Origin of the sequence: Alteromonas gracilis (genome assembly GCF_036870955.2) — a bacterium.
GTDB classification, from domain to species: domain Bacteria; phylum Pseudomonadota; class Gammaproteobacteria; order Enterobacterales; family Alteromonadaceae; genus Alteromonas; species Alteromonas gracilis_A.
Map to the genome: position 1 here is coordinate 2645139 of NZ_CP145482.2, position 23920 is coordinate 2669058.

The 23920-nt window shown below is 45.1% G+C and carries 10 protein-coding genes and 7 pseudogenes; 5 read left to right on the top strand and 12 right to left on the bottom strand.

Features of this window, described 5'->3' with window-relative positions; genetic code table 11:
• Nucleotides 1-41: 41 nt before the first annotated feature.
• Nucleotides 42-1175: a M14 family metallopeptidase gene (locus tag V6N89_RS12790; protein ID WP_346992776.1), complete on the bottom strand. Its 1134-nt coding sequence runs from the start codon at nt 1173-1175 to the stop codon at nt 42-44.
• Nucleotides 1176-1339: 164 nt separating this feature from the next.
• Entirely contained in the window at nt 1340-2788 is a 1449-nt protein-coding gene (locus V6N89_RS12795) for a glyceraldehyde-3-phosphate dehydrogenase (protein ID WP_346992777.1), read from the bottom strand.
• Nucleotides 2789-2937: 149 nt separating this feature from the next.
• Between V6N89_RS12795 and V6N89_RS12800 the strand changes: the two genes are divergently transcribed.
• Entirely contained in the window at nt 2938-3816 is an 879-nt protein-coding gene (locus tag V6N89_RS12800) for a DUF2989 domain-containing protein (RefSeq protein ID WP_338517874.1), read from the top strand.
• A gap of 151 nt (nt 3817-3967) precedes the next feature.
• On the opposite strand, the gene msrB is transcribed toward V6N89_RS12800, so the two are convergent.
• The 5 genes and pseudogenes from msrB to malQ form a co-directional block, all read right to left on the bottom strand.
• A complete protein-coding gene (msrB, locus tag V6N89_RS12805) occupies nt 3968-4372 on the bottom strand; it encodes a peptide-methionine (R)-S-oxide reductase MsrB (RefSeq protein WP_346992778.1) in 405 nt (134 codons plus the stop codon).
• 111 nt (nt 4373-4483) lie between these two features.
• Nucleotides 4484-6038 (bottom strand): annotated as a pseudogene (gene gndA, locus V6N89_RS12810) (NADP-dependent phosphogluconate dehydrogenase).
• 204 nt (nt 6039-6242) lie between these two features.
• Nucleotides 6243-8331 (bottom strand): annotated as a pseudogene (gene glgX, locus V6N89_RS12815) (glycogen debranching protein GlgX).
• Nucleotides 8332-8365: 34 nt separating this feature from the next.
• Nucleotides 8366-10557: pseudogene (glgB, locus tag V6N89_RS12820) on the bottom strand (1,4-alpha-glucan branching protein GlgB).
• Between the two features lie 127 nt (nt 10558-10684).
• A complete protein-coding gene (gene malQ, locus V6N89_RS12825; protein WP_338517876.1) occupies nt 10685-12886 on the bottom strand; it encodes a 4-alpha-glucanotransferase in 2202 nt (733 codons plus the stop codon).
• A 233-nt stretch (nt 12887-13119) separates the two neighbouring features.
• Here malQ and gap point away from each other — a divergent pair, with 233 nt between their 5' ends.
• Complete coding sequence (gene gap / locus V6N89_RS12830; protein WP_338517878.1) at nt 13120-14115, top strand: type I glyceraldehyde-3-phosphate dehydrogenase; 996 nt, start codon at nt 13120-13122, stop codon at nt 14113-14115.
• Nucleotides 14116-14321: 206 nt separating this feature from the next.
• Nucleotides 14322-15173 (top strand): D-hexose-6-phosphate mutarotase, encoded by an 852-nt coding sequence (locus V6N89_RS12835; RefSeq protein ID WP_346992779.1) that lies wholly within the window; start codon nt 14322-14324, stop codon nt 15171-15173.
• 115 nt (nt 15174-15288) lie between these two features.
• Here the strand turns inward: V6N89_RS12835 and V6N89_RS12840 are convergent, their stop codons facing one another.
• The 5 genes and pseudogenes from V6N89_RS12840 to zwf form a co-directional block, all read right to left on the bottom strand.
• The gene (locus tag V6N89_RS12840) at nt 15289-15933 is read right to left on the bottom strand and encodes a bifunctional 4-hydroxy-2-oxoglutarate aldolase/2-dehydro-3-deoxy-phosphogluconate aldolase (protein WP_346992780.1); all 645 of its coding nucleotides are present in this window, start codon (nt 15931-15933) and stop codon (nt 15289-15291) included.
• Nucleotides 15934-15936: 3 nt separating this feature from the next.
• Nucleotides 15937-16892, bottom strand: a pseudogene (locus V6N89_RS12845) (glucokinase).
• Nucleotides 16892-18720: pseudogene (gene edd / locus V6N89_RS12850) on the bottom strand (phosphogluconate dehydratase). The pseudogenes V6N89_RS12845 and edd overlap by 1 nt, the downstream one beginning before the upstream one ends.
• 33 nt (nt 18721-18753) lie before the next feature.
• Complete coding sequence (pgl, locus tag V6N89_RS12855) at nt 18754-19422, bottom strand: 6-phosphogluconolactonase (protein ID WP_346992781.1); 669 nt, start codon at nt 19420-19422, stop codon at nt 18754-18756.
• Between the two features lies 1 nt (nt 19423).
• Nucleotides 19424-20917 carry a glucose-6-phosphate dehydrogenase gene (zwf, locus tag V6N89_RS12860; RefSeq protein WP_338517886.1) on the bottom strand — a complete coding sequence of 498 codons (1494 nt, stop codon included), beginning with the start codon at nt 20915-20917 and terminating at the stop codon, nt 19424-19426.
• A gap of 284 nt (nt 20918-21201) precedes the next feature.
• Between zwf and V6N89_RS12865 the strand changes: the two are divergent.
• A pseudogene (locus V6N89_RS12865) lies at nt 21202-22054 on the top strand (MurR/RpiR family transcriptional regulator).
• Nucleotides 22055-22383: 329 nt separating this feature from the next.
• Nucleotides 22384-23823, top strand: a pseudogene (pyk, locus tag V6N89_RS12870) (pyruvate kinase).
• The last annotated feature ends 97 nt before the right edge of the window (nt 23824-23920 follow it).

Below are 23920 nucleotides of genomic sequence, written 5' to 3' on the forward strand. Positions count from 1 at the left end.
TTGAGGCCTTTGATCTTGAAGCTAGTGCTTCAACCTGGTTTTTAATCGCCTTTCAGCTTTTTTACTACTGCATTAACGCCGATGAGTAAATCTTCACCTAGCTGCCTACTGCGCTGTACTGACCACCCATAGATGTCATCCGGTACGTCCGCGTTGTCTTTAAACGGCATTTCAACCGTATAGGCCATACAAGTAAACTTCTCGCCTACAGCGTTTGACGCAACGGTTAGATTAGCTTTACCAGGCTCATCCTTGTCGTAGCCAAATTCATCTTGGAATTCAGGCGTTGCACTTAATAGTGCGGCTTTAAACGTATCTTCCAGCGCTTTTATTTCATCACAATAGCTTGGGTTGCCTTCGCTCCCTGCAACAAAGTTGTACGGTAATGCCTCATCACCGTGCAAGTCTAGATACATATCAACATAGGTCTCGGTCATGGCGTCAAGTACGTAAAGCACTTCTGGGCTTTTCTCTGCCGTTGGCGTTGCCCACTCACGGTTTAAGTTAGTGCCTACCGCATTAGTACGCAGGTGACCACGAGCACTTCCGTCTGGGTTCATATTCGGCACAATGTAAAAGACAGCATTATCAAGCAACTGCCGCGCCAAACCATCTTGTTCATCAAGTAGTCGATAAATAATGCCTTCAGCACACCACTCTGCCATCGTCTCACCTGGATGCTGACGAGCTGTAATCCAGACCTTTTTCTTTTCAGGTGTCTCTTCACCAATGACAAGCAACGACATATCGCGGCCATCAAGAGTAAGACCTAAAAAGCGGTGCTCACACAATAAGGACATCTGCGCATCGTGGACAAGGTCAAGATGGCGCTCGTAGCTATAAGGAATAAAGTACGCAAAATAGACACTTGGTTGCTCTAGAGTCAGTGAAAATGAAAGATTGTCACCATCAAAAGCGCTTGGAATTCTGAACCACGTTTGGCGATCATATGACGCAAGAACGTTATACCCTTTCCAGCCTTCTGGATAAGCAGATTTCGCCAAATTTTCAATTGTCATTTTATGGGTGACAAACGTTTCGCCAACCAACCTAAAATGGAACCACTGCGCAAATTCTGATTGATTGTCTTTTGGGATAGCCAGACGAATGTCTTCGGGTGATTGTGCGCTAACAACTTCAATGTTGCCGCTGTCGAATTGACTTGAGATATGCATAGACTGTCGTTTTCCTCATTATTTGTGCGCTAATTTAGCATAGACACCATCACAAATACCACGCGCACAGGAGGGTTTTATAATGCAAAAAGTAAACATTCTGTTTACACCATGAAAAAACCGACCACTTGGGTCGGTTTTTTCATCACATTGTTGTGTATCGCTTAAAGCGGCAGTGTTGGAAAGCTCAAGCCAGCCATGTCGCGCACTACGCGAAGTACCTGACAGCTATAACCAAATTCATTGTCATACCATACATAGAGTGTAAGTCGATTGTCTGCAGCAATGGTTGCTTGAGAATCAATAACAGATGCGGCACGAGAACCGACCAAATCGGTTGATACAATCTCTTTACTTGCTGTGTAATCGATCTGATGCTGAAGTTTTGAGAACAGCGCGGTATCACGCAAAAATTCGTTCACAGCAACACGGTCTACCGACGACTTGAGGTTTAAGTTAAGAATAGCAAGTGAAACATTCGGTGTAGGTACACGAATAGCGTTCCCTGTAAGCTTACCCGCTAACTTAGGATAGGCTTTAGCAACCGCTTTAGCTGCGCCAGTTTCAGTAATTACCATGTTGAGAGGTGCACTGCGTCCGCGGCGATCTCCTTTGTGGTAGTTATCGATAAGGTTTTGGTCATTGGTGTATGAATGCACCGTCTCGACATGACCATTATCAATGCCATACTCTTCATCAAGCGCTTTAAGTACTGGCGTAATTGCATTCGTTGTGCAACTTGCCGCAGATACAATCGTATCTTCTGGAGTCACTTCTTCATCGTTAACGCCGTGCACGATGTTCTTGATGTCACCTTTACCTGGCGCAGTTAAAATCGCTTTTGCAGCGCCTTTTGCTTTCAGGTGAAGACCGAGGCCGTCTCGATCACGCCAAATACCTGTGTTGTCGACAATAATAGCGTTGTCGATGCCGTATTGTGTGTAATCCACTTCATCTGGGCTATTAGCATAGATTACCTGAATATAAGAACCGTTTGCCTTAAGTGCATTGCGCTCGTGGTCAACGGTAATGCTACCGTTAAATGGGCCATGAACAGAATCGCGACGCAATAGGCTGGCACGCTTTTCTAAATCACCGTCACGGCCGCCACGAACTACGATGGCACGTAGACGCAATTTGTTGTTTTGTCCTTGACGCTCGATAAGCAATCGAGCAAGTAAACGACCTATACGGCCAAAACCATATAGTACAACGTCTTGAGGCTTCTGATCGTCCTCTTTCCCTGCAACGTCGTTTAGTTTTTCGTTGAGGTAGGCCGTAAGGTCGCTGTTGTCAACCGCTGAACCATAGTGGAAATCGAAGGCCAATTTACCAATATCAATTTGCGCCATAGGTGCAAGTTGCATGGTGCTAAGGGCTTCTAAAATGGGGTAGCTTTCACGTAAACGTAGTTTAATACCTTCGTGCAGGCGCACTTTTCGATGCGCTTTAATAACATCAATGGCACTGGCGTTTAATAGCGAGCGGCCATACACAGAGATCTCAACTGCCTTATTTCGGTATAGTTTACCGATAAGGGGCAACATCATTTCTGCGTATTCCTGACGCTCTTGCCAGCTGCTTTGTAATTCCTGCTCAAACTGTTGATTCATGCTTCTGCCTTCGTCGATATAAAATTGCGTTAATTGCACGTCAGCTTATTATTATTGTTAGGGTACACTAGGTGAGGTATCGTCTGACGGTGACGAGCAGTATCTTAATTAAACTCACAAGGATGACCAAATTGTTGATAAGTTTCATAATGCTAATAAAAAGCGCTTTTAACGCCGCATTATTTAGTAAGTTTCCAACAAAGCGGAACTCAAAGCTTGGCACTGCTATCTTATGGGCTGTTTTGGTTAGCTTACTGCCTGGGTGTGGCGATTTGTTCGAACCGACCATAAGGGAAATTTGTGAAGAACAAAGTGAGCTGTGCTTAGATCTCAGTCTAGATGCCCGTTGTCGCTTTGAGCGCGCTGACATTATTCGCCAGCGTTATTACCATCAAAACAGCGAGGATGATGCCTATAAATATCCATTGCTGCTGCATTTCGAAGAATATTTAGAATGTGTTGAAGAAGTACAACACATAGAACACGTGAAGCGAAAAGGAAAGGAAGCAACCCGCCTAAAAGGTGTAATTACAGCAAGGAACGAAATTAAGCGTTTAAGTAGAGAAACCAAGACATCACTAGACCCTTATCTTTCCTACTATCACTGGACAAGATATAACGATGAACAAGCGTTTCATCGTCTAGAACGCTTTGTTGCAAGCGACCGCGTTAGCGACCCAGAGTTACTTGTTTCAGTTGCGTCAGCACAGATAAAATCAGATCAGGCACGGGCCATGGCAACGCTCTATCGAGCGTTGGGCCTTTATACCGATAGCGACGATATTGATGTGGGTATCTATCATTCTCTTGCTTCTATTGGCATGGATAGTGAAAACTATCGATTGGCATACGTATGGTACGGTGTTGCAGAAGAATTTGACGATTCACTACCCGATATACAACGCAAACAACTCGGGCAGTCATTCAACTTACCCGTGGAGATATTGGACAGAGTTGTTGAAGATATCGTCAGTGCATTAAATAGTAATACGTTTAATGCTGAAAAACTTATGCTCAATAAGCTTTAATTTCTGAAATTTACTTTCATAAAAAAACATAATGAAAACGCAAAAAACCGTCAAAAATCGACGGTTTTTTTATTATTTCTGAAAGCGACCACAAAACAAGGTTAAATTTTAACCAGATGTTTACCTTAATAGCATCGTTTCAAACTGTGCCCTAGCCCTTTACGGTGCTGGCATCATCCCCTTTAAATGTCATTGATACTGAATTTACGCAATATCGTTGACCTATTGGCTCTGGTCCATCGGGAAAAACGTGACCTAAATGCGAGCCACATTGCTTACAGAAAATTTCAACTCGGCGCATGCCATGAGATAAATCTTCGCGATAATCCACATTCCCCTCATCTAACTGCTTGTAAAATGAAGGCCAGCCACAGCCTGCATCAAATTTTGTGGTGGAGGGAAATAATGGCGCTTCACAGCATTTGCAGACGTATAGGCCGCTGCGACTTTCATCAAGTAACACACCTGTAAATGGTCGCTCTGTGCCGGCTTCGCGGCAAATGCGGTACTCTTCCTCGCTCAGTGTTTCACGCCATTGGCCATTATCATGTGACATACATTACCTCTTGAGAATAAAAAAGGTGTATTTGCTACCAAATACACCTTCATACATAGTTTGTTACAAGTCAGACGTTACTTATCAGGGTAAGTGACTGCCGCAAATCAATTACTTTTTGATAGCCGTTTGTGGCCTAGAAGGATCACTCCATTCAATATGGTACTTCTTACCTGCTGGCTTATCGATACGTTGATAAGTGTGTGCACCGAAATAGTCTCGCTGGCCTTGAAGCAAGTTGGTAGGTAACACAGCGGTGCGATATGAATCATAGTAGCTTAGTGCAGACATCATTGCAGGACACGGCACACCCGCTAGCGTTGCTTGAGCAATAGACTCTCGCCAATCGGCCTGATATTGGGTAATTTGCTCTGCGAAATAAGGGTCCATAAGCAAGTTCGCTAGATCTTCATTATTTTCGTAGGCCTTTGAGATAGACTGAAGGAAGACCGCACGAATAATACAACCTAGCGCGCCAAATCTTGGCAATTTCACCGAATTCAAGCGCCCAGCCATGCTCTTTGCCCGCCATGGCCATAAGTTGGAATCCTTGCGCATAGGCGCAGATTTTCGAGCAGTACAGGGCTTGCTCAAGCTTATTAATAATAGACATCTTCTGTTCATCACTGAACACAGGAGCGTCTGGGCCTGCCAATACCTTGCTTGCCTCTAAGCGCTCATCTTTCAAACTAGAAATGCTACGAGCAAATACTGCTGAGGTAATGGTTTGAGCTGGGCTTCCAACTTGTAGCGCGCTGACCGCTGTCCATAGCCCAGTGCCTTTCTGTCCTGCCCTATCAAGAATAACATCAACCAACGGTTGTTTAGTCTCAGGGTCTAATTGCTCAAGCACTTCTGCACTGATTTCCATCAGATAGCTATTAAGTTTACCTTCATTCCAACGGCGGAATACCTCGGCAATTTCAGCAGGTGCCATATGCAGAGCTTGTCTCATCACATGATAAGTTTCACAGATAAGCTGCATGTCTGCATATTCAATACCATTGTGAACCATTTTTACATAGTGGCCCGCACCCACTGGACCAATATAGGTTGCGCAAGCCTCACCCTCTAGAACAGGCTGCCCAGGTGTATGACTTTCAAGCGGCTTACCCGTTTGAGGGTCAACTTTGGCGGCAATTGACTTTAATACAGGCTCAATGCGCGTCCACGCGTAAGGGTTGCCAGAAGGCATAAGTGAGGGTCCAAAACGTGCACCGACTTCGCCACCTGATACTGCTGTAGAAAAGAATATGAATTTACCTTTGTATTGCTCTTCGCGAGCTACAGAGTCTGTCCACAAGCTGTTGCCTGTGTCTACTACGATATCATCTGCATGAATACCTGCATCAATAAGGTGGTTACATACATGGTCAACAGGGTCGCCAGCAGGCACTGAAATGATAATAAGATGAGGGGCTTTAAGTTTGCTAAGAAGCTCGGTATACGAACTGCAGCCTTCAACGCGAGGTTCCGAACCAGCGCTTCGCTCGCTTTCGTCTTTTGCTAAAATCGATTCGACTTTATTTTGGTCCAAATCGAAACACGCAACGCGATAACCGTGATCAACTAGGTTCATGGTGAGATTGCTTCCCATCACACCCAAACCGATAAATCCAATATCACACGCATTGTCGTCGTGCGAATTACCACCTTTATTTTGCATAGGAACACCCTCACATTTCAGATGGGAGCGCATGATACCACCTGAAGTAATAAAGAACAGCCAAACATCGATAAATTAGTACGGTATGCCGTATTTGTCGCCAATGGTAAATGTAAAAGGCGCGTATTAAAAACGCATTACCCTAAATATTGCCCTTCTGCCCTGTAATTCAAGCAACCTGCGGGCTAAGCCATATGCACATTGTTAACCATCAAAACTCGCAAAACTAAATAATGTTAACGATGAGCTTGCCTGTAAGAACACTTTCTGAATGCAAATAGAGGGCTGCTCCTCTAACGACGCATAACGCGTATCCAAATGCATTGTCCAACCGCCTCTTGGTAAAACAGAAGGCAAATGAAAGCGTACGTCGCTATCACTGGCATTCACGCACAAAAACCAGTGCTCTGCCTTTTGGGAGCCTGTGGAACACCCTTTAATTTCAACGCCAAAGGCCTTGTTGTGCTGCGCATTCCAGTCTTCAGAGGCTTTATCCGAGCCATCAGGCTTATACCAATTAATCTCCTTCACGTTTCTTGAGAGATTATAGGGGTCGTCATGTAGCTTTAGTTCGCTTAACAGTGAAGATGACTGCCTGAGGCGAATGACATACTGACAAAAACGCAGAAAGTCTTGTTTGCGCTTGTTTAACTCCCAGTTTAGCCAACTTATCGGATTATCTTGGCAGTAGGCATTATTATTGCCGTTTTGAGTTCGACTTAGCTCATCTCCGCCTAAGATATGCGGCGTACCTTGAGAAAATATCAGGGTCGCAAACAGGTTGCGTTTTTGCCTTTCGCGCATTGCAATAATACCGGGGTCGGCGGTTTCACCTTCTACACCATAGTTAGCCGAAAGGTTGTGACCGTGACCATCGCGATTGTCCTCTAAGTTATCTAGATTATGACGCTCTGCGTAAGTCACCATGTCATGAAGCGTAAAGCCATCGTGATAAGTCACGTTGTTAACCGACGTACTGATATGCCGTCGGCCTTTATGGAAAACATCGCGAGACCCCATAAGCCGGGTTGCAAAGTCGGCTGTAACGCCGTCATCGCCGCGCCAGAACGCCCTAACCGTGTCGCGATACTTATCGTTAACTTCTAGCCATGGCGCTGGGAAATTACCTACCTGATAACCGCCAGGGCCTATGTCCCAAGGCTCAGCGAGCAGCACTCTATTTTTCAATACTGGATCGCTTCCAATCGCCCGCAACAAACCCGACTTTTTGTTGTATTGTTGAGGCTCTCGACCAAGACTTACCGCCAAATCAAACCTGAAACCATCAATACCAATAACTTGCACCCAATGTCGCATTGCATCAAGAATAAGCCCCATCATGAACGGCTGTGCAGTATTGATGGTATTACCGCAGCCAGAGTGGTTGGAATAAAATAGCTCGCCCGTTTTTGACTGTTCAATCAAGTAGGCTTGATAAGGACAAAACCCTTTGTATGACAAAATTGGGCCACCTTTACCAGCTTCTGCGGTATGGTTAAATACCACATCGACTATCACTTCAAGCCCGGCTTTATGGTATGCAGAGACCATCTCTTGAAGTTCTGCAAGTGCATCACTGACGCCATACCTAGGCTCAGGTGCAAAAAAGTTAACGGGATTATAGCCCCAGTAATTCGTCAACCCTTTTTCTGTGATAAATGGCTCGGGCATAAACGAGCAAAGTGGCATGAACTGAACCGTGGTAATACCCAATGCTTTTAAATGCGATATCACGCTTGGGTGGGCTGCACCTATGAACTTCCCTCGATGGGCTTTAGGAACGTCTGGGTGAAGTTTTGTCAGGCCTTTCACATGCGCTTCATAAACAATTCGTTTGTGTTTGGGCACGCTGGGAGATGATACGGGGCGCTTCGCATACGCTGACTCATCTATCACTATACATTTAGGTATCATGAATTGAGAGTCATGCTTGTACTGTCTTGCGTCCCATTTAATCGGACGACTTAATTTTCTTGCGTACGGGTCAATAAGTAACTTGTGCGTGGGAACAGCGTGTAAGCCTCCCTCACCGCGTTCAACGCGATATCCATAGTACTGACCTAGCCTTTATCCCATTAAAGAAACCATGCCAAACGTCACCTGTTTTCTCAGGCAACATATATTCCACCGTTGCTTCTTCGGTGTCCTTGTTAAAGAAGCAAAGAATCACGGCTTTTGCGTCCGGTGCATACACCGCAAAATTACATCCATCAGAGGATAGCGTTGCCCCTAGAGGAAACGCTTCACCTGCGCTTGGTTCAACTGCTTTTACGGTATTGCAACTTTCGTTCACAAGTCTCTCTTAATTTGTAGAGTGTTCAATGACGTTACACTTCTTCTGTGACATAAAACACAGTAGAAAGAGGAGGTAAATTAATTTCGATTGAATGTTGCCTGTCATTCCATGGGGTTGGCGTTGAAGCAACATGCTCAACCGCATTGAATCCGCTTCCCCAAAATATCTTGTCATCCGTGTTAAGTGCAAGACTTAATCGACAGGCATTATCTACACCTATTCTGAAGTTATTGCGTGGAACTGGCGTAAAATTCGATACCACGTACACTTTTTGTTTGCTTTGCTTCGCATTGCGAACAAAAGACACAACGCTTTGCTCTGAATTGTTGTGGTCAACCCAAGCAAAACCCGCAGGTGTATGATCTTGCTCGTACAGCGCGGGAGTACTGCGGTACAGCTGATTTAATGCTTTATATAGAGCCTGCATGCTTAAGCATGCTTTTCATAATCCAGCAAATGCCAATCCAGACTGCTATCGTGATTCCACTCTCTAGACTGGCCTAACTCATTGCCCATGAAGTTAAGCTTTTTACCTGGGTGACCATACATAAAGCCAGCGTAGCAGCGCAGATTAGCAGCTTGTTGCCATTCATCGCCCGGCATTTTGCGCAACATACTGCCTTTACCATGCACTACTTCGTCATGAGAAATGGGTAGAACAAAATTCTCATCAAAAGCATAGACCATGCTAAACGTAATATCACCGTGGTGGTAGTTGCGATAAGCCGGATCTTTAGCGATATAGTGGAGTGAGTCATGCATCCACCCCATATTCCATTTAAATCCAAACCCTAACCCGCCATCAAATACTGGACGCGATACTTTTGGAAACGATGTCGACTCTTCGGCAATCGTCATCGCATCAGGAAAGTGCTTATACACCTCCTCATTCATCCATTTCAACAGGCTTATTGCTTCGTAGTTTTCATTCCCACCATCAACATTGGGTATCCACTCGCCATCATTACGCGAATAGTCAAGATAAAGCATGGAAGCGACGGCATCAACGCGCAAACCGTCCACGTGAAACTTATCCAGCCAGTACAGCGCATTGGCAACTAAGAATTGACGTACAGTGTCTTTACCGAAATCATAAATACAAGAGTTCCAGTCAGGATGCCAGCCTTTGCGAGGGTCTTCGTATTCATAAACACAAGAGCCGTCAAATCGCGCCAGGCCGTGGCCGTCCTCTGGAAAGTGGGCGGGAACCCAGTCAATAATAACGCCAATGCCAGCTTGGTGACATTGATCGACGAAATACTTAAAGTCGTCTGGATTTCCAAATCTGCTGGTCGGCGCAAACATGCCTACTGGCTGATAGCCCCATGAACCATCGAATGGAAACTCAGAAATAGGAAGCAGCTCTAAATGGGTATAGCCCATTTCACTGACATACGCTATCAAGTCATCAGCGAGTTCACGATAAGTCAGGTATCGCGCGTCTGAATCATCACCTGGGCGCTTCCATGACCCCAAGTGCACTTCGTAAACGCTCATTGGATTTTCATATTTATTGATGCTTCGCGCAGCCATCCATTTTTCATCATTCCACTTATAGGCGCTGTGGTTATAAACTTTTGATGCATGTGATGGGTACTGCTCGGCACTGAAACCAAGAGGGTCGGCTTTGTGCGGAAGGTCATGGCCTCTTGCATCTTTGACCTGATATTTATATCGCTCACCAGCTGTCATACCGGGGATGCATAGCACCCAGTAACCCATCGATGTTTTTTCCATCGGATGGACACGTCCATCCCACGCGTTGAAATCTCCGATTACTGACACTGCACTGGCATTAGGGGCAAAAACACAAAACCTAACGCCCTCAACACTCGTTCCATGTGAATCTGATAACGAGAGCAACTGTGCACCCGCTTGTTTGTACAAGTTTTCTGGGCTTGAGTCGATATAGTGCACTGCATGATATGCGCTATCTTTGAATTGATAAGGGTCGACATAATCGTACTGCACGTCGCCATTATCAATAAAAACGCGATACAGTGCCTCTGCCTGAGCTCTCGATATTGCCCCTTCGAAGAGACCGTTAGACTGGTTTGAAATAAGAGAAACGTCTGCAAGCGCTGCATTTTCCCATTTGACTGTTACTGACTTAGCATCTGGGCGATAAATGCGAAGTAAGTATTTTCCTTTGTCTTCTGTTATACCTAGTTGAGAAAATGGCTGTGAACATAATACCTGTTCTAACTGCTGCGCTAAATGCATTCGCTACTCCTATTAAAAACCCGCACTAAAGCGGGTTTGTTTTAGTAAAGCGTCACTGTCGACGCTTTATCTTACTCGATTAAGAAGTCGTTCGTCACTCCCTAATCAATTCCGACTTTATGACACGCTATTTATTGCTGCTCGCCTGCTTTCTTGCATGTGTAAGCTTAGACGCTAAATCATTTATATCATGTCTGTTGAACATAGACTCGATATTCTCAGTTAGCTTACGACGCCAGTTAGGATATTCGTCAAAAGTGCCCGGAATGTTTACTGGCTTATCCATTTCTAACCAATCTTCTAACTGCAAACTAAGTAATGCGCTAGAGCCACCTGCCATATGAACTTGCATACCGTTATTTAACTCACGATTCATCCCGGTATAATTAACATCGCGGCCTAGATGTTCTGGCACAGAACCATGACCGTGAAGCGTATCAAGTATTGCTTGCTTGTTCTCATGACGATCGGCATAAAGCGTTTGCAAAATCTCTTCTGTAGGATAAAGACCAATGTCTCTACCTAGTTCCAAATCTAAACAGTGCCAATAGCCAATCAAGGTCGGCATATCGTGCGTTGTCAATGTAGACATCGACTGCACCGGATAGTGGCTTGGCGAGAAAAAGCCTCCATCTTCTGCTTGCTCAAAAAAGAACACGCGATAAGAGTACACACCATTTTCTGCAAGCTTACTACGAATTTCTTCAGGTACTGTTCCGAGGTCTTCACCAATAACAAGGCTTTGGTTACGCACACTTTCTAGCGCAAGAATGCCGAGCAGATCGTCGACTGGATAATAAATATAGCCACCGTCTTTCGCATTATCGCCTTTGACTACCCACCACAAGCGCAATAACGCCATAACGTGATCAATACGCAACGAACCTGACGATGCCATATTCGACGCAAAAAGGTCGATAATAGGCTGGTAACCTTGCTCGTATAGTTTTCTAGGATCCATCGGTGGAAGACCCCAATTTTGACCCAACGGACCAAGAATATCTGGCGGCGCTCCAACGCTTGCATCTGTACAGTACAAATCTTTATTACCCCAGATTTCGGCACTACCTTCACTGACGCCTACTGCTAGGTCGCGATAAAGCCCGATAGTCATTCCGGCATCTGTTGCTTTGTTGCTGGCTATTTCCAACTGCTGCGCTGCAATCCACTGCAAGAACAAATAGAATTTAACGTCCTGTTCATTGGCTTTTTTGAATTTAGCCACTGCCGGGTTGTAATAGTCTTTGTATTCTTTCGGGAACACAGGCCATCCCCAGCTTTCTTTGCCCTCTGCTTTTAAATGTGACTGCAAAGCGTCATACACAGCAAGCATATCAAGGCTTTCACCACCAGCTTCCACAAAGGCTTTAAACGCTTTGTTTTGCTTTGTGTTTTTGCGAAGGTATTTTGCGTCGTAGACATCAAATACGGCTCTTAGTGCCGCTAGTTTGATGTGCGCTACTGCTTCGTAATCAACATGCTCTGCATCTCGCGCATGGGCAAGCGTCGTATTGAAGTCATCACTACTGACTACAGCTTGAACCGAATCATTGTCATAACCTTCAATGGCTGTCACATCGATGTATAGATAGTTTAACCAACGTCGTGAGCTTGGACCGTATGGTGAACAGGCGTTTGGATTTGCAGGATACAAGGCGTGAATTGGGTTCAAACCAATAAAGTCTGCCCCTACGCCTGCAGCTTTTTCGATAAGCAATGCCAAGTCAGAAAAATCACCTATTCCCCAGTTGTTTTCACTGCGCACGCAATATAGCTGCACACTAAGGCCCCATATTTTCTTACCGTCTTTTATTTCTTGAGGCGTGTAGCATGCTTGCGGTGCGCGAATAATGCGAGAAGTGCCTAATTGGTCATCATCGGCCATCAAAGAAACACTGTGGTACCCGAGTGGTAAATCCAATGGGAGTGTCACTACGTATTCATGAAACTCGACATCGTCGATGTGCGCCATCGTAGTCATTTCTTGGTCAACAGGCGTGAATCGGTGTTTTAATACGTCACCGTTTTCACACGTTACTACGAGTACGTGCTCGTCGTTGACGAGTTCTATTGGTAGACGAACAGCAAGATTAATGTCTTCGTGACTGCGAACAACTTGGACTGGATCCAGCACAGACAACCAAACTGATTGGACATCTTGTGCTATTTGCGACTGAATCTTTTCGTCGCTTTCGGTGTCATAGCCAAGCGCATTAAGTAATTTTGCTTTGCTTGGTTCTGCGATGGTTGCTGGTTTTCCCCATGCGTCAACGTATTGGGTTTCGATTCCCCGCATTTCAGCCAGTTGTTGCAGAAGTTGTTGTGTCATTGTGTGTTATTCCTGTTATTCGGTGAAAAACGCTTCACGAAAAGCAAAGTGCGTCTACAAACAATTTTTTAACATTATTCTAGAAACAAGGCGTTTTCGAAATCTGAATACGATTGCAAAGGCTGCTGTTCGTAATTTTGCAACACTTTAGCTTTTTATTTTGCTAATTATGGCATTTTGATCCATAATTTATGTAATTTATTTTCATTTTATTTAAATAATCGGGGTACGTTATGACAATTCGCATCGGTATCAATGGGTTTGGCCGTATTGGACGTTTGGTAATGCGCGCAGCGGCAGAGCGTCAAGACATTGAAGTTGTAGCTATTAACGACTTGCTAGACACTGACTACATTGCTTATCTATTGAAGTACGACTCGACACACGGTTTATTCGACGGCGATGTTACGGTAGATAACAATAGCTTGGTTGTAAATGGCAAAACAATCCGTATTACTTCAGAAAGAGACCCAGCAGCACTAAAATGGGACGAAGTAAATGTAGACGTGGTTGTTGAGTCTACTGGCCTATTCTTAACCAAAGAAACAGCAGCGAAGCACCTTGAAGCTGGCGCGAAGAAAGTGGTTATGTCTGCGCCATCTAAAGACGATACGCCAATGTTCGTTATGGGCGTAAACCAAGACAGCTACGATGGCGAAACTATTGTTTCAAATGCATCATGCACAACCAACTGCCTTGCACCGCTTGCAAAAGTACTTAACGACAAATTTGGTATTGTCGATGGCTTGATGACTACGGTTCACGCTACAACGGCAACACAAAAAACTGTTGACGGTCCATCAATGAAAGACTGGCGCGGTGGTCGTGGCGCAGGTCAAAACATCATTCCTTCATCAACAGGTGCGGCTAAAGCAGTAGGTAAAGTTATTCCTTCGCTTAACGGTAAGCTTACAGGTATGGCGTTCCGCGTACCGACTCCGAACGTATCAGTTGTTGATCTTACGGTGAACCTAGCGACGCCAACGAGCTACGAAGACATCTGTGCAGCAATGAAAGAAGCGTCTGAGGGCGAACTTAAAGGTATTATGGGCTACACTGAAGATGCAGTTGTGTCTAATGACTTTGTAGGCGATGCACGCACTTCAGTATTCGACGCAACAGCAGGTATTGCGCTTACTGATACTTTTGTAAAATTGGTGTCGTGGTATGACAACGAATGGGGTTACTCAAATAAGGTTCTAGACCTTGTTGCTCATATTTCAAAATAATTACTCAAATTAATGTAAATATCTCATTTACTTGTAGATAAGTTGAGTTAACCTAAAAGGTGTAAGCGTAGTGTTTACACCTTTTTTGTTTTCAAGCATCCATTATTTTATAAACTTTCTATAATATAAAAATCTGATGCTTATTTTCAGTGGCTACAGTATTTTCGTCGCCATTCAAACCTTCTCTTTTTGTCCAAGGAGGGCTTATGCCGCCTGCTGATTCAGTTAACGTTAGTGAGTCTAACGGACTGACTTTTTTAGAAATAGAAAATTCAATGGCTACTGCTAAAGTGAGCTTGTTTGGCGGTCACGTACTGTCTTTTGTACCTAAAAAAGATAATAAGGAGCGCCTTTGGGTAAGTCCACACGCTTATCTCAACGGTGAAAGACCAATACGAGGTGGAATTCCCGTATGTTGGCCTTGGTTTAGTGATGACCACGGCAGAGACAAAGGCTCCCTTCCCTCTCACGGTTTCCTTCGAACGCAAGTATGGAAGTTTGTTGGCTCTCAAGAAACGTCGAGCGGTACCGAGCTAACTTTGACTCCAAGCTTTTCTCGCGCAGAAGGATTTGAGTACGACTGTAATGTAATGCTTGTTATCAATGTTGGAGAAACCTTAGAAGTATCGCTGATTACGGAGAATACCGGCGTTGTGCCCTTCACCTTTAATTGTGCATTGCATACGTACTTTCACGTTGGTCATATTCAAGATACACGACTAGATTCTATGGAAGGCGAATACAAAGATAAGCTGGCAGATTGGGACATCAAAGAAACACCTTCTCCCTATACCATCAATAGTGAGACAGACCGCATTCATTTGACTCCTATTGAAAAGGCAACCATCAATGTAGAAGACAACGACTTTACTGATGTGTCATCAAGCGGGCACGATTCTGTCGTGGTGTGGAATCCATGGCAAGGCGCTGCATCAATCTCGGATATGGATCCCTTTGGTTATAAGCATATGCTATGCGTAGAAACAGCAATCACAAAGGGAAAAAGCCTTGCACCGGGCGAGCGACATGTAATGACGCAAACGGTTAATCCTTGCTGATGTTCATGTCGCGCTGTTTTGAATAACGCATAAAGTAACTAGTGAAAATCATTTGCTAAGAAAATAAAAAAACCTGCTCGAGGCAGGTTTTTTTATTTAAAGAAGACGTATTGAACTACTGATTTGCACCAGCAACCGCTTCCTTCGCCAGCTGCGTAATACGAGCCCAATCACCCGCTTCTATAGCATCATCTGGCGCTAACCACGAACCACCTACACATTTAACATTTTTCAGTGCTAAGTAATCGTTATAGTTGTTCGGACCAATACCGCCCGTTGGGCAGAAGGTTACGTCAGGGAATGGGCCACTTATTGACTTTATAGCTTTAACGCCACCAGACGCTTCTGCTGGGAAGAACTTCATGTGGGTATAGCCCGCATCTTTGCCTTTCATCAGGTCAGATGTCGACGAAATACCTGGAATAAGTGGAATGTCAGCATCCATACCCGCTTTTAGCAGGTCTGCCGTCATGCCAGGGCTGATAGCAAACTTTGCACCCGCCTCGACTACCGCTTTTAACTGCTGAGCATTGGTTACAGTTCCAGCACCGATAAGTGAATCAGGTACTTCTTGTGCGATGCGCTTAATGACATCAATAGCAGCAGGCGTGCGAAGCGTAACTTCCAGTACTTTAATTCCACCTTCCATGAGCGCTTTAGCCAAAGGAACCGCTTTTTCAACGTCATTAATCACCAATACTGGGACCACTGGACCGGCTGCAAAAATTTCCTCTGGAGTGTATTTCCATTTCGTTGTCATAATTTAGCTCGCTGTATTTTGATTTAGATAGGCAGCAGCACCAAGAAGGCCATGGTCAGGCTCTGCTATCAAATAGGTGGGAATGTCTTTAACGTAATGCTTCATTTGGCCTTTCGCTTCAAAACGCGCTCTAAAATCGCTGTTTTGAATAAACTCAGGGAAGCGGTTTGCGATGCCGCCGCCAATGAAGATACCGCCGGTTGTTGCCATGTTCAGCGCCAAATTACCAGCAAAGCTCCCCATGATGCGGCAGAATTGCGTCAATGTCGCTTCGGCCACTTTGCACGTCCCCGCAAGAGCCGCATCAGTAATCTGTGCAGGCTCAGTAAACGCTACAGGTTCACCTAAGCATGTTTCGCCAATGCTGTGTAAATGTTGTGTAGGCCACGGCCTGACATTACTTCTTCCGCAGAGGCGCGGCCAAATGTCGCTTGAAGATGGCGCCATACAATGATGTCGGTCTCATCAACCGGTGCAAAATCAATGTGACCACCTTCGCCGTCAAGTGTCTGCCAACCGCTCGACGTCATGGTAATGTGTTCGACGCCAAGGCCAGTACCTGGACCAAATACAGCAATATTACCGTTTTCTTTCGCGGTGCCTTCACCAATTTGAACAACTTGCTCTTCACCAAGTACAGGTAGAGAGTGGGCAACTGCGGTAAAGTCGTTAATAACGTAAAGAGCATCTAACTTAAGCTGCGAGCGCAATGCGTTTTGCGAGAACGCCCAACTATGGTTGGTCATTTCAACCTGATCACCGAGTACAGGGCAAGCAATACCAATACAGCCTTCGGAAAATACGTAGTCAGGCATATCTCTAAAATACTGCGCAATGGCAAGATCAATACTCGCAAAGTCATTACACATGTACTTTTTAATGTCTGCCACACCAGATTCAGTAACCCGTGCTAAGCGAATATTGGTGCCACCAACATCCGCTACAAACTTATGCCCCATTACGCTTGCTCCTGTTCGTAAAACAGTGAACATGCACCCTCTTCAGCACCAGTTAAAATTGCACGAATGCTTAAGCAAACATTTCGCGGCCCATGCCCACGTGATGTTTCGCCAAATTAGCTGGCTGTGCTTCGCGAGATGCTAATGTCGCTTCATCAACATGCAGCGTAAGCTCGCCTGTTACTGTGTTAAGCTCAATCAAGTCGCCATCATGTACTTTGGCAAGAAGTCCGCCTTTATACGCTTCTGGGGTTACATGGATAGCTGCAGGTACTTTACCTGATGCGCCCGACATACGGCCATCAGTTACCAATGCAACTTTGAAACCTCGGTCTTGCAGCACACCCAGCGGTGGCGTTAAGCGGTGTAGTTCAGGCATACCAATTGCCGATGGGCCTTGGAATCGAACAACAACGATACAGTCTTTATCCAGTGCACCAGACTTGAAGGCTTCGTCAAGTTCGAACTGGTCTTCAAACACAACCGCAGGCGCTTTCAGCGTACACTGCGGCTCGCGCAATGCAGATGTTTTAATAACACCGCGACCTAAATTACCGTCAAGTACGCTTAGACCACCGTCAGGCTTAAACGGTGTTTCAACCGTAGCGAGTACTTCTTTGTCCAGTGACTCTGTTGGGCCATCGCGCCATTCAAGTTCACCGTCAACCAATACCAGCTCTTTGGTGTAGAAATCTAGACCTTCACCACAAATGGTTTTCACATCATTATGCAGTAATCCAGCATCAAGAAGCTGTCTAATTAGCAGTGACATACCACCAGCAGCAACAAAATGGTTAATGTCCGCTGAACCATTTGGATAAATACGTGTAAGAAGAGGTACTGCACTCGAAATATCTGAGAAATCATCCCAGTTCACAATGTAACCTGCAGCGCGCGCCACAGCGATTAAGTGCATTGTGTGGTTAGTTGAACCATAGGTGGCAAGAAGACCAACAAGGCCATTCACAATCGCTTTAGCATCAACGATGTGACCAATTGGGGTGTAGTTGTCACCTAAATCAGTAAGACGTGTTGCTTGTACTGCAGCAGCTTTCGTTAACGCGTCGCGAAGTGGCGTGCCTGGATTAACAAACGATGAGCCTGGTAAGTGTAAGCCCATGATTTCCACAACCAACTGGTTAGAGTTAGCTGTACCGTAGAAAGTACAAGTACCTGCGGAGTGATAAGACTGTGACTCGGCTTCAAGTAATGCATCGCGACCCACCTTGCCTTCAGCAAACTGCTGTCTTACACGTGCTTTTTCTTTGTTTGGTAGACCTGAAGGCATTGGACCTGCAGGCACAAATACCGTGGGTAGGTGACCAAAGGTCAATGAGCCAAGCAGTAGTCCAGGTACAATTTTATCGCAGATACCCAGCATAAGCGCGCTATCAAACATGTTGTGTGAAAGCGCGATCGCAGCGCCCTGAGCGATGTTATCACGGCTCATCAGGCTTAAGTCCATACCTGATTGACCTTGTGTTACACCGTCACACATTGCAGGAACACCGCCAGCAAACTGCGCTACACTGCCCACTTCGTTCACTGCTTCTTTGATGATAGCAGGGTAAGTTTCATACGGCTGGTGTGCAGAAAGCATGTCATTGTATGCAGAAACGATAGCAACGTTAGCCTTCGTCATTGAACGTAGGTCAGCTTTGTCACTGGATCCGCAAGCAGCGAAGCCATGCGCAAGGTTACCGCAAGACAGAGCACCGCGGTGCGGGCCTTGGCGACGAGCGTTCTCAATCTTTTCTAAATATGCTTTACGCGTCTCTTTACTACGCTCAATAATTCGTTGCGTAACTTCAGCAATTTTTGGGTTCATAATCGTCTCCTATGGCGCCCACATCAGAGTAACCTATGCGCGATTGACAACGGCAGTGATGGGCTTTTGCGCTTCGGTCGCGTTCTCAATAGCATCAAGTAACACTTGCTTTTTCTTTTCGCCTGTAAGGTGAAGAAAAATATTTCGGCTATTTAGCAACGCAGGTAGCGTTAATGAAATACGTTGGTGAGGTGCTGTTGTAGGTTGAACAGCGATGCATGTCTTACCGCTGTTCATATCTAAGCCGTCTAGCACTTGTTCTGAGCACGGGAACAACGATGCAGTGTGACCGTCTTCACCCATTCCCAAAATTAAGGCGTCGAAAGGTTGTGACATGGTAGCAAGAAGCTTTTCGGCTTCGCTAACACCGTCATTCGCATCATCGACGTTACTTTTAAGCGCCACAAAGTGCGCTGCTGCGGCTTTATTTTGAATTAAATTTTGCTTAACAAGCGTGGTATTACTGGCCTCATGACCTTCTTCAACCCAGCGCTCGTCTGCCAATGTGATGTCAACTTTATCCCACTCAAGCTCAGTCTCGCTGAGCTGTTTGAATAAGGCTAAAGGCGTGCGCCCACCACTAACTACCAGCGATGCGCGACCACGGGTTTTAATACCCGCTTTAAGAATACTGACCAAGTCTTGCGCAAACGCATTCGTAAGGGCGTCAGGCGTATCAAATGAAAGTGTAGTAAGTGCCATGTTATTTCTTCTTCGCTGTTTTACTTTCGTACCAGCTGCGGTTTTCACGCGCAAGCAAACCGATAGAGTCAACTGGACCCCATGTACCAGCCTGATACGGCTCCGGTGGCTCACTAGACTGTTTCCAAGCTTCTAGAATTGAGTCAACCCATGTCCAAGCCTGTTCAATTTCGTCACGACGCACAAATAGCGCCTGATTACCTAGCATCACTTCTAACAGCAGTTTTTCATAGGCATCAGGAATACGCTCATCAGCGAACGCTTCTGAGAAGCTCAAGTTAAGCTTTGACTTTTGAAGATCCATTGAGCCCGAGCTTGTTAAACCAGGCACTTTATTCATTACTGTGATCTCAACGCCTTCATCTGGCTGCAGACGAATAACAAGCTTGTTTGGTGGTAAGTTTTTGAAGCTGTCGCCAAACAGGTTGTGTGGCTGACGTTTGAAGTAAATAACAACCTCGCTCACTTTAGTTGGCATGCGCTTACCCGTGCGAAGGTAAAATGGCACGCCAGCCCAGCGCCAGTTATCAATTTCAGCTTTTATCGCGATAAACGTCTCTGTCTTACTCTGCGTGTTGGCGCCTTCTTCCTCTAAATATCCAGGAACTTCCTCACCTTTAACGAAACCAGACGTATACTGGCCTCTTACCGTGCTCTCGTTGATATTAAACGAGTTAATTGGACGTAGCGCTTTGAGCACTTTTAGTTTTTCGTCTCGAATACTGTCGGCATCAAGCGTTGTTGGCGGCTCCATTGCCACTAAGCTCAAAATTTGAAGTAAGTGGTTTTGAACCATGTCACGCATCTGACCTGCATCATCGAAATAACCCCAACGGCCTTCAATACCTACAGATTCGGCAACTGAGATTTGTACATGGTCGATACAGTTGTGGTCCCAGTTCGTTGCAAAAATTGAGTTAGCAAAACGAAGAGACACAAGGTTAAGTACCGTTTCCTTACCTAAGTAATGGTCAATACGATAAATTTGTTTTTCGTCGAAGTATTCGGCGACTTGCTCATTAATGACTTTTGACGATGCCAAGTCATGACCAATTGGCTTTTCAAGCACGACGCGTACACTTGAGTCAATAATTTTACAACTGTGCAAACCACGGCAAATATCGCCGTAGATCGCCGGAGGAGTAGCAAGGTAGCATACCATTGTACGCGTAGGGTCAACGTGGTCATCTAGCACACAGTAGCTTTGGATGTCCTTCATATCTACGCATGCATAGTGAAGACGTGCTTTCATGCGTTCCCATGTTTCTTCACACAGGTCTTTCTCACCGAACTTGATAAGATTCGTATGCACTTCTTCGATGTACTCGTCTAACGTCATTTCATGACGCGCGACACCCACAATAGTGGTGTCTGGGTGCATCAGGTTAGCTTTTTCTAATTGATATAATGAAGGCAATAACTTGCGTCGTGAAAGATCACCCAATGTACCGAAAAGTACAAAATCACAGGGTTCGTAGGAATTATCCAATACCATATTCGTCGACCTTTTAAATGAATGTGTCCGCGGCGTATTGTACAGTTATTTACAACACTAACGACTATTTTTACCGTATAGTTAACACCAAATGTAGTAAAATTACAACTTGAACCAACTACAGGATCTGAATCTTTCTAGTTTCCCTCAGTTTACCCTGATTTAACCTTGCTAAAACAATAAAAAATGTCAAAAAATTACATTTTTCTTGTCACAGACGTCACATTGGGTACTATTACAGGGTACCTTACAATAATTTGCGTTACTTATATTGCTATCTCTGTATGAACATATTAGAAAAAATCACACAAAATAAAGCTGCGTTTAGTAAATCTGAGAAAAAGGTAGCTGAAGTTATATTGGCTAACCCTCAAACCGCCATACATTCTAGTATAGCAACACTCGCTAAAATGTCGGACGTGAGCGAGCCAACGGTAAATCGTTTTTGCAGACGTCTAGATACAAAGGGTTTTCCTGATTTTAAACTTCATCTTGCGCAAAGCTTGGCGAACGGTACACCGTACGTAAATCGCCATGTAGATGAAAACGACAGCCCAGACGAATACACCAATAAGATATTTGAATCCACCATGGCGTCTCTCGAGGTAGCAAGGCAATCTGTCGACGTAAACATTGTAAATCGCGTGGTAGATTTGCTCACACAAGCACAAAAAATTTCATTCTTTGGTCTTGGCGCCTCTGCCTCTGTGGCCCATGATGCACTGAACAAGTTCTTTAGGTTCAATGTCCCTGTCGTGTACTTTGAAGATATTCTTATGCAGCGTATGAGCTGTATGAATTGTTCTGATGGTGATGTGGTTGTGCTAATTAGCCACACAGGACGCACCAAAAGCTTGGTAGAGATTGCTCAGATAGCGCGAATGAACGATGCAACCGTAGTTGGCATTACTTCAGCTAAGCAGTCCGCTGGCGCAAGAGTGCAGTTACGTGCTGTCTTTGGAGGTTCCTGAAGATACGGATATGTATATGCCGATGGCGTCGCGTATTGCTCAATTAACGCTAATCGACGTGCTTGCCACTGGCTTCACACTTCGCCGCGGGAACAAGTTCAGAGAAAACCTTAAACGCGTAAAAGACACACTTCGCGGCTCGCGATACGAAAAGCGCAACGACTAACAAAAACATAACCACGCTGCCATTTGAACAATTCAAATGGCAGCGTGGTTTTCAGTTTTACTGTTTTTAAACGCCACTCATAGATTTTGTTGTCACAAAATAACAATCGACGATATCAAGACTTTGGCGCAGTATTTGTACAAATCGCGGTATTCTGTGCCCCAACTGGTCGAGCCAGTTAGTAGATTTTCTTTCTTTCATTCACATTTTTGTCAAATTCAACTACTATTCTGTAATAAAATTACGTAAAGCGATTACAGGCAGCCCCATTAGGTGCACTGCCTAACACTCTTTGTCTTTCCTAACTACAGAAACAGCGACGGAATCTCATGACTAGAAGAACGAAAATTCTTGCCACCCTAGGTCCTTCAACCGATTCATTGGAAAAAATTCAAGCACTAATTGCTGCGGGCGCGAACACCGTACGAATGAATTTCTCACACGGTCAGGCGGAAGATCATATCGAGCGAGCCAAGCGCGTTCGTCAAGCAGCGAAAAACTTAGGCAAATACGTCGCTATTTTAGGAGACCTTCAAGGCCCGAAAATTCGTGTAGCTCGCTTTGCAGATGGCCCGGTTCACCTTGATATTGGTGCAACTTTCGTTCTTGATGCAGAACTTGGTCGCGACGAAGGTAATGCACATCAAGTGGGCATTGATTACAAAGCCTTGCCTGATGACGTATCTGCTTAGGTGACATTCTTCTTTTAGATGATGGTCGCATTCAGCTTAAGGTTACTGGCGTGGAAGGCCGAAGAGTTATTACTGAAGTCACCGTAGGCGGTAAGTTATCTAACAATAAAGGTATTAACCGCCAAGGTGGTGGTCTATCAGCTGACGCGTTAACTGAAAAAGATAAAGAAGACATCAAAACCGCCGCGAAAATAGGCGTTGATTATCTTGCTGTTTCCTTCCCTCGCAGCGGCGCCGACCTTGATTATGCGCGTGAACTTGCTGAAGCAGCGGGTTGCTTTGCCAAAATATGCGCCAAAGTAGAGCGTGCAGAGACAGTGGCTACGGATGAAGCAATGACCGACATCATCAAAGCTTCTGATGCAGTTATGGTTGCACGTGGTGATTTAGGCGTTGAAATTGGTGATGCCGAGCTTGTAGGTGTTCAGAAAAAACTGATTGCGCGCTCTCGCCAGCTGAATAAAGTTGTGATCACCGCTACGCAAATGATGGAGTCGATGATTGACAGCCCAATGCCAACACGTGCAGAGGTTATGGATGTTGCTAACGCGGTTTTAGATGGAACTGACGCTGTTATGTTGTCTGCTGAGACAGCAGCCGAGTAACTTCCCTATCGAAACAGTAGCCGCTATGGCCCGTGTATGCGAAGGTGCAGAGACGCATCCAAGCGTTAAAATTTCAAAGCACCGCATGGATGAGCAATTTTCATCAACGAGTGAGTCAATCGCGCTATCAGCGGTATACGCGGCTAATCACTTACCCAGTGTAAAAGCTATTGTAGGGCTTACAGAAAGTGGCAGCACGCCAACGCTAATGTCTCGCATTACTACTGCCCTTCCAATTATTGCTATGTCTCGCCACGAATCAACACTCAATACTATGGCTCTTTGCCGTGGTGTTAAGCCTGTTTTCTTTGACTCTTCTGAGAGTGAGCCAGGCCGCCTAAAATACGACGTTGTGGCCTCGCTGAAAGAAAAGGGCCTGGTATCAAGTGGCGATAGCATTATCCTAACTTATGGCGATGAGATGGAAAAAGTAGGCGCGACCAATACGCTCAAGATTGTTGATGTTGAATAATCAACTTCATAAGGTAGCGTTTACTAATCGTGCATGTAAGGTGTGCCGATAGCAGTTATTGGTTCCATTATCCTTAGCAAAACGAATGTAAAAAATA

Bases quoted from the DNA above. Each gene is read 5' to 3' on its own strand.
- V6N89_RS12790 (WP_346992776.1), bottom strand. From the start codon at position 1,175: ATGCATATCTCAAGTCAATTCGACAGCGGCAACATTGAAGTTGTTAGC.
- V6N89_RS12795 (WP_346992777.1), bottom strand. From the start codon at position 2,788: ATGAATCAACAGTTTGAGCAGGAATTACAAAGCAGCTGGCAAGAGCGT.
- V6N89_RS12800 (WP_338517874.1), top strand. From the start codon at position 2,938: ATGCTAATAAAAAGCGCTTTTAACGCCGCATTATTTAGTAAGTTTCCA.
- msrB (WP_346992778.1), bottom strand. From the start codon at position 4,372: ATGTCACATGATAATGGCCAATGGCGTGAAACACTGAGCGAGGAAGAG.
- malQ (WP_338517876.1), bottom strand. From the start codon at position 12,886: ATGACACAACAACTTCTGCAACAACTGGCTGAAATGCGGGGAATCGAA.
- gap (WP_338517878.1), top strand. From the start codon at position 13,120: ATGACAATTCGCATCGGTATCAATGGGTTTGGCCGTATTGGACGTTTG.
- V6N89_RS12835 (WP_346992779.1), top strand. From the start codon at position 14,322: ATGCCGCCTGCTGATTCAGTTAACGTTAGTGAGTCTAACGGACTGACT.
- V6N89_RS12840 (WP_346992780.1), bottom strand. From the start codon at position 15,933: ATGACAACGAAATGGAAATACACTCCAGAGGAAATTTTTGCAGCCGGT.
- pgl (WP_346992781.1), bottom strand. From the start codon at position 19,422: ATGGCACTTACTACACTTTCATTTGATACGCCTGACGCCCTTACGAAT.
- zwf (WP_338517886.1), bottom strand. From the start codon at position 20,917: ATGGTATTGGATAATTCCTACGAACCCTGTGATTTTGTACTTTTCGGT.